We start from the raw sequence: 6,702 nt of genomic DNA on the forward strand, positions 1-6,702 counted from the left end.
CGGGGACGCACCGCCGGGGCCTGAGCCTTGGTTCAGACAGTCCGACGGCCGCGGATGCGGTCCTGATGTCGACGGACGCGGGCCCGGTTGCCGCATGTCAACGGACTGCACCAGTGACGGGAGAGATTCTTGCTTGCGTCCAGGAACAACCACCCACATTCGCTGTCGGCGCACTGGCGCAGACGGGTGAGATCCTCCGTCGCCAACAGGTGCCAAGCTGACAAAGCCAGCATCCCGGGGAGGTCGGCTATCGTCGTCGAGCGAGCCGTCCAGGTCAGCGGGACGATCGTTGCGATCGACGTATCGGCCAACGCCTCGGTGATCCGAGCGCCCAGGACTCTGATGTCGTTCCGACGGGGCGTATTCCTCGTCGCCAGGGGCTGAAGAACCCGGTACGACGTCTCGCGAAGCCTTCGGACGTCCTCGAGGATGGTCTGCGCGAGACTGGCATCACGGCGGGCGTCGGCGGCGAACCGTTCACCCTGACGATCCGCGATGATCCCGACACTTGTTGCCCAAAGCAACAGCGCTGTCCAGTCCGGAAGCGTTTCCACCGTCCTGGCCGCGGCCAGGCGTCTCGAGACGGTGTTGACCAAGTCCAGCTGCGGGTGGCCACCGACGCAAGGAAAGCTACCGACGTGCTCACGTGCCTCCGGCAGCGTTCCACCACGCCGCAGCTCAAGCACCGGCCGACAGCCGGCCGACAGCCGGGAACAGGTCAAGCCCGAAAATGTCCACCTGTGGCGACCGCTGCTGGATGATCATGCCGCCGTCAACCGGCACGACGACGCCGGTGATGTAGCGCGCCTCGTCGGAGGCGAGGAATGCGTAGGTGGCGGCCAGGTCGTCTGGGACTCCCACCCGGCCCAACGGGATGGACTTACCGCGTTCGGCGAGCACTTGGTCACTGACTGCTCCCTGCGGCGCGACATTGATCGATCCCGGTGCGACCGCGTTCACCCTGATTCCGTACGGCGCCAGATCCAGGGCCATTGCTCGGGTCATCGCCTCGATACCGCCCTTGGAAGCGTCGTAGGCAACCTCACCGCGGTGGGCCCTCGTGGCGCCTCCGCTCGAGCTGGAGATGATTACGCCGGAACCCTGCGCAACCATGCGCCGTGCCGCTGCGTGCGAACAGAGGAAGACACTGCGCAGGTTGACCTGCAGCACCCGGTCCCACCACTGTTCGTCGGCGTCGAGGAAGTGTCGCACCTGCCCGATCAGGCCGGCGTTGTTGACCAGGACGTCAACGCTGCCGAACGCCTCGGTGGCGGTGTCGAAAATCTGCTCAACCGTCTTCGTGTCCGATACGTCTCCAGCCGCGACCTGTGCCTGGCCGCCCAACTCGACGATCCGGTCTGCGACGGCCTTGGCCTTGGCCTCGTCGAGGTCGTTGACACAGACCCGTCCCCCGATCTCGGCCAGCCGAATCGCGACGGCCGACCCGATGCCACCGCCGGCACCGGTGACAACTGCGGTTTTGCCTTCCAAAGATCGACTCATCTTCGTCTTGTCCTCTTCATGTTCGGGCAGCCGTTAACGAACGGCTGCGAGGAATTCTCGCGTTCGGACATGCTGTGGGGCGGAGATGACCTGCTCGGCAGATCCGTCCTCGACAATTCTGCCGCCGTCCAGGAAAACCACCCGGTCGGCGACATCGCGGGCGAACCCGATCTCATGCGTGACGACGATCATCGTCATCCCCGACTCGGCCAGTCCACGCATGACGTCGAGCACATCGCCCACCAACTCCGGGTCGAGGGCGGAGGTCGGCTCGTCGAACAGCATCAGCTTGGGTTGCATACACAACGCCCTGGCGATCGCGACCCGCTGCTGCTGCCCACCGGACAGTTGTGCCGGGTAGGCGTCGCGCTTCTCGGACAGGCCGACCCGCGCCAGCAGTGCATGGGCTCGTTCGACCACAGCACCCTTAGGATGCCGTAGGACCCGACAAGGTGCCTCGATGAGATTCTGGAGCACCGTCATGTGCGGGAAGAGGTTGAACTGCTGGAACACCATGCCGACGTCCGCTCGTCGCCGGCAGATCTCCTTGTCGCTCAACTCGTACAGCTTGTTGCCCTTCTGACGGTATCCGACCATGTGACCGCCGACCCACAGACTGCCGCCACTGATCGTCTCCAAATGGTTAACGCAGCGCAGCAAGGTGCTCTTGCCCGAGCCCGACGGTCCGATCAGGCAGACGACCTCGCCCGCGTCGACCTGCAGGTCGACGCCTTTGAGTACCTCGGTCCGACCATACGAGTGCCGGACACCCACGGCCCGGACGACAGCGGCGCTCATCGCGTCCTCCGCGTCGCGAATCGGTCGATGCCGAAGGCACTCCGCAGTTGCGCGACCGGCGTGAGGGCCAGATTCTTCGAGCCACGGGCGTAGTGCCGCTCCAGGTAGTACTGGCCGACCGAGAGGATGGAGGTAACCACGACGTACCAGATGCTGGCGACGATCAGCAGCGGAATCGTTTCGAAGGTTCGCGCATAGATCGCCTGTGCGGAGTAGAGCAGATCAGGGACGGCCAGCACGCTCACCAGCGAGGTCGTCTTCAACATGCCGATGGTCTCGTTACCGGTCGGCGGGATGATGACCCGCATCGCCTGAGGAAGAATGACCCGTCGCATGGTCTCGATCCGAGTGAGCCCGAGGGCGCCCGCGGCCTCGGACTGCCCACGATCGACCGACAGGATGCCGGCCCGGACGATCTCCGACATGTAGGCAGCCTCGTTGAGACCGAGTCCGAGCACCGCAGCCATCATCGGGGTGATCAGCTCGTTCGCATTCAGCGCGACACCCGGAATCCCGAAGCTGAGCTTCGGGTACAGAGCGGCCAGATTGAACCAGAACAGCAGCTGAACCAGAACTGGCGTGCCCCGGAAGAACCAGACATACCCGAACGCAGCTCCCCGGACAACAGGATTCGGAGACAGCCGGCCGACCGCAATGACCGTCCCCAGAGTCAGTCCGACAAGCATGCACAGCCCGGTCAGCTCGAGTGTGATCACGACTCCCCGGCCGATGGACACATCTCGCAGATAGGTGCCGACAGTCGGCCACCCGAAGCGGTCGTTGGTCAGGACAGACCAGCACAGAAGTCCTAGAATCGCCACGACGACAAGCGCAGCCACCCACCGGCCCGGATGCCTGCGCGCGACGATGACAAAATCTGCGGCCTTGGTGTCTGGTCGCTCGGCGATCGACGTCATATCCGGCCTCAGTTGTAAGACGCCAGGAGCGCCGTCCGAGGGATCGACCACTTCTGCATCAAGCGCTCTAGAGTCCCGTCAGCCGCGAGGGTGCTGATGGCCGCCTTCAGAGCGGGCGCGAGGGCGGAGCCCTTCGGAAGAGCCATCCCGGTCATCACCGGTTTGTAGATCTCTCCGGGGGCGACTTCGTACTTGCCGTTGGACCGCGATGCTCGGTATCCACTGGGGACGCTGTCCTCCATGATCGCATCGGCCCGGCCCCCGGTCAGCGCGAGATGCGCCTCGTCGAGCTTCGGGAACAGGGCCGTTTTCACAGGTGGCTTGCCTGCGGCCACGCAGTCCTTCGAGATCGCCGGCAGGAACTCGATCCCCTGCACGCTGCCCTTCTCACCGGCCACCCGGTGTCCGCATAGTGACATCGGGTCCATCGACAACCTCAGCGGGTTGCCACCCGGGACCACCAGCGCGGAGCCATCGCGCAAATACGGCACGAAGTCCACCACCTGTTCTCTGGCCGGCGTGATGAAAAAACCTGACATCCCAAGGTCGTATTTGCCCGCAGCGAGACCGGGGATGATCGCGTCGAATGTCGAAGTGACATGCTCGGCTTTCAGGCCGAGCGACGCCGCGATGGCATCGGAGAAGTCAATGTCGAACCCGATCAAGGTTCTTCCGTCCGCGTCGAGGAACTCCATCGGTGCGTTCGTCGATGCACTGGCGACAGCGATGGAGCCTTTGGCCTTGAGTTCTGCGGGCACCAACTCGGCCGCCTTGCCCGGAGCCACGTCGGAAGACTGACCTGCCGGCTGCTGGGTCGCGCCACCCTGGGTCGATTGCGAGGTACACGCGACGAGACCCGCGAAGGCGAGTACGGCGGCCGCTGCCCCGCCGATACGAATTGTCGATCTCAATTCATGCTCCCTGATTCTCTGGTACCGCGCCAAATCGCCCAGCAGGTGTTGTATTCGCATCGGACAAGGCCGGTTGGAATACGGGCACCGAGTGAAATCAGTCAGAGACGACTGGCCTTTGGCAGATTACTTTATTCCTGATCACGGCGGTCGCGGTCGATATTCTCTTCACGCGACCAGCAGCGCACCTTAAGACTGCTGGTCCTTCATGACCGGCGCCGAAGCCTGTCGGCGCGCGGCCGTCCGCAGCAGCTTCATCATCTCGGTGACACACGGAGAGGCTGCTCCGCCGTCACGGGTCAGCAGATGGACCCGACGCCGAGGTGGACGGGGACGCACAGGCAGCAAACGCAGCTGTGGATGCGAGGTGTGGAGAGAAAGTGCCGGCACGAAGGTGATCCCGACGCCGGCCGCGACCAGCGCCTGGGCGATGTGGTAGTCGTCGGTCTCGAACGCGACCCTGGGCTGGAAGTTCTCCCATTCGCAGGCCAGCGCCGTGAACTCATAAACGCTCGACCTGGAAGAACTCGCGATCCAAGACTCGTCGGCAAGGTCGGCCAACGCAACCGAGCCGCCGGTGGCGAGCCGGTGCCCCGCAGGCAGGGCGACCATCATCTCCTCCGTGAGCAACTGCTCTACGACGAATTTCTCGTCGTGTGGAGGAGGAATGCCGTCGTAGTCGAACGACAGGGCCAGGTCAAGCTCGCCCCGCGCCAGCCGACCGACGTACTCTTCGGGCTCCCCCTCGGTCAGTCGGAGCTCCACCTCGGGCCAGGCAGTGTGGAAGCCCATCAGCGCTTCAGCCACGACAGTCTCGCCGACGCTGCGAAAGGTTGCGAGCCGCAACCGCCCGCCACGCAATCCGGCGATTGCCTTCAACTGCTCGTCCGCGACGTCGAGTTGTTCGAGAATCCACTCTGTGTGCTCGACGAGGATCCGGCCGGCCTCGGTCAAGGCGACGCTCTGCGGTCCACGCTCCACCAGCACAGCAGACATTTCCTTCTCAAGCGCCGCGATCTGCTGACTCACCGCAGACGGCGTATATCCCAGCGCATCCGCGGCCGCGGTCATCGAACCACGGACGGAGACCTCGCGCAGCACCTTCAGACGCCGTACGTCCAGCACGTCATCACCCGACTTCGCTTCGTGGGCAAACCGCGTCCCCGGCGCCCGGCATCATCAGCGTTCCGATCCCAATGCGATCAGGACGTCACGGATGGCGGCAACGACTGCGACCCGTTCACCCCCGACGCGATAGGTCGCATAGATCCGCCGGGCCAGTGTGACATCGCCAACGGGATGGACCTCCACACCGCGGTGATGATTGCGGGCGGAGATCTCCGGCAGAAAGGTGACACCCATGCCACGGGCAACCAATTCCTGGGCGATGTGGTAGTCATCGGTATGCATCACGATTCGTGGCACGAACCCCGCCTGGGCGCAGGCTCGTTCAGTGAAGCGATGGACCGCGTTGGCCGGCGTCGAGGCGATCCAGCTCTGCGTTGACAGATCCGCAAGCCGCATCGGTCGGCTCTTGCGCCAAAAACCCCGGGGAACCGCGACCAGAAAGGGATCTGTGCAGATCAGATCCCGGACGACGCCGTCATTGAACGGCAACGCCAGCCAGTCGTAGTCGTAGGTCAGCACCAGATCCAGCTCATGTCGGCGAAGCGCCGCGATGTACTGCTCCGGCTCGCCCTCGACGAGACTGATCTGGATGGCCGGATGGTGTCCGCGAAAGTATGTGATGGCATCGACGAGCAGCGATTCACCCGCGCTGCGAAAGGTTGCCAGTCGCAACCGACCATGGCCCAGCCTGCCGACGGCCCGGACGTGCTCTTCGGCCGACAGAAGGCGGGCGATCATCTCCTCGGCGTGACGCGCCAGGATCCGGCCGGCGTCGGTGAGCTGGATCTGGCGGCCGCCGCGCTCGACCAACGGGAGGCCCGCCTCCTGTTCGAGGACTTTCAGTTGCTGACTCACCGCGGACGGTGAGTACTGCAGCGCTTCCGCAGCGGCTGTCAGCGTCTCGTTCCGCTCGATCTCCAGCAGCAGCGCAAGCCGGCGCACGTTCAGCCGGGATTGGAACTGCCGAGGGATGTTGGTTCCGATCGTCATCCGCCTTTCACGCCAACAGGGAGGTCAACACCTCCGCCACCTGTGCGGTGTACTCCCGTCCAGGATCGCGATCGACGTTCAATCCCGCAAGGGACACGCCAGCCAGCCTGTGGTCGCGCCCGATCGGCCGCAGCAGCACATCCAGCTCACCCCAGTCGAGCCCCCCGCTGACCGGGAAACTAACCGCCGGCATCACCGAGCCGTCGACCACATCGATGTCCAGATGCAACCAGAAAGGCATGTTCTCTCGCTCGATGAGAGCCGCCATGCGATCCGCCACCATCTCTACGCCGGCAGCCCGGATCGCTGACGCATCGAAGACGCGAGCGTCCGGGATGGCGATCGACGCCTCAGCCGCGCCTGCCAACTGTCGCCGCGGACCGTCGGCGTCTCCGAGCACCAGAACATCGCCTGGTTCCACCAACGGAACATCGCCGGCCAGTGCCCGCACGTCA

The 6,702-nt window shown here is 64.5% G+C and carries 8 protein-coding genes; all 8 read right to left on the reverse strand.

What is annotated here, in order from left to right; genetic code table 11:
• Positions 1–32: 32 nt before the first annotated feature.
• Entirely contained in the window at positions 33–686 is a 654-nt protein-coding gene (locus tag ABD255_RS21735; RefSeq protein WP_344216739.1) for a CGNR zinc finger domain-containing protein, read from the reverse strand.
• Positions 679–1,503: an SDR family NAD(P)-dependent oxidoreductase gene (locus ABD255_RS21740; RefSeq protein ID WP_344216741.1), complete on the reverse strand. Its 825-nt coding sequence runs from the start codon at positions 1,501–1,503 to the stop codon at positions 679–681. The genes ABD255_RS21735 and ABD255_RS21740 overlap by 8 nt, the downstream gene beginning before the upstream one ends.
• Positions 1,504–1,536: 33 nt before the next feature.
• Complete coding sequence (locus ABD255_RS21745) at positions 1,537–2,301, reverse strand: amino acid ABC transporter ATP-binding protein (protein ID WP_344216743.1); 765 nt, start codon at positions 2,299–2,301, stop codon at positions 1,537–1,539.
• The gene (locus ABD255_RS21750; protein ID WP_344216745.1) at positions 2,298–3,218 is read right to left on the reverse strand and encodes an amino acid ABC transporter permease; all 921 of its coding nucleotides are present in this window, start codon (positions 3,216–3,218) and stop codon (positions 2,298–2,300) included. Before ABD255_RS21750 ends, ABD255_RS21745 begins: the two co-directional genes overlap by 4 nt.
• A gap of 8 nt (positions 3,219–3,226) precedes the next feature.
• A complete protein-coding gene (locus ABD255_RS21755) occupies positions 3,227–4,189 on the reverse strand; it encodes an ABC transporter substrate-binding protein (protein WP_344216747.1) in 963 nt (320 codons plus the stop codon).
• Between the two features lie 129 nt (positions 4,190–4,318).
• On the reverse strand, positions 4,319–5,230 hold the full coding sequence (locus tag ABD255_RS21760) for a LysR family transcriptional regulator (RefSeq protein WP_344216749.1): 912 nt from the start codon (positions 5,228–5,230) through the stop codon (positions 4,319–4,321).
• 78 nt (positions 5,231–5,308) lie between these two features.
• Positions 5,309–6,247 carry a LysR substrate-binding domain-containing protein gene (locus tag ABD255_RS21765; protein WP_344216751.1) on the reverse strand — a complete coding sequence of 313 codons (939 nt, stop codon included), beginning with the start codon at positions 6,245–6,247 and terminating at the stop codon, positions 5,309–5,311.
• Between the two features lie 7 nt (positions 6,248–6,254).
• Positions 6,255–6,702, reverse strand: a 448-nt coding sequence (locus ABD255_RS21770; protein ID WP_344216753.1) for an arginase family protein, incomplete at its 5' end; no start/stop codon positions are given.

This window comes from Kribbella sancticallisti, from assembly GCF_039530625.1.
Taxonomy (GTDB): domain Bacteria; phylum Actinomycetota; class Actinomycetes; order Propionibacteriales; family Kribbellaceae; genus Kribbella; species Kribbella sancticallisti.

What these genes read in the sequence shown, in the direction of transcription:
- ABD255_RS21750 (WP_344216745.1), bottom strand. Translation starts at nt 3,218, where the DNA reads ATGACGTCGATCGCCGAGCGACCAGACACCAAGGCCGCAGATTTTGTC.
- ABD255_RS21745 (WP_344216743.1), bottom strand. Translation starts at nt 2,301, where the DNA reads ATGAGCGCCGCTGTCGTCCGGGCCGTGGGTGTCCGGCACTCGTATGGT.
- ABD255_RS21755 (WP_344216747.1), bottom strand. Translation starts at nt 4,189, where the DNA reads ATGCGAATACAACACCTGCTGGGCGATTTGGCGCGGTACCAGAGAATC.
- ABD255_RS21765 (WP_344216751.1), bottom strand. Translation starts at nt 6,247, where the DNA reads ATGACGATCGGAACCAACATCCCTCGGCAGTTCCAATCCCGGCTGAAC.
- ABD255_RS21740 (WP_344216741.1), bottom strand. Translation starts at nt 1,503, where the DNA reads ATGAGTCGATCTTTGGAAGGCAAAACCGCAGTTGTCACCGGTGCCGGC.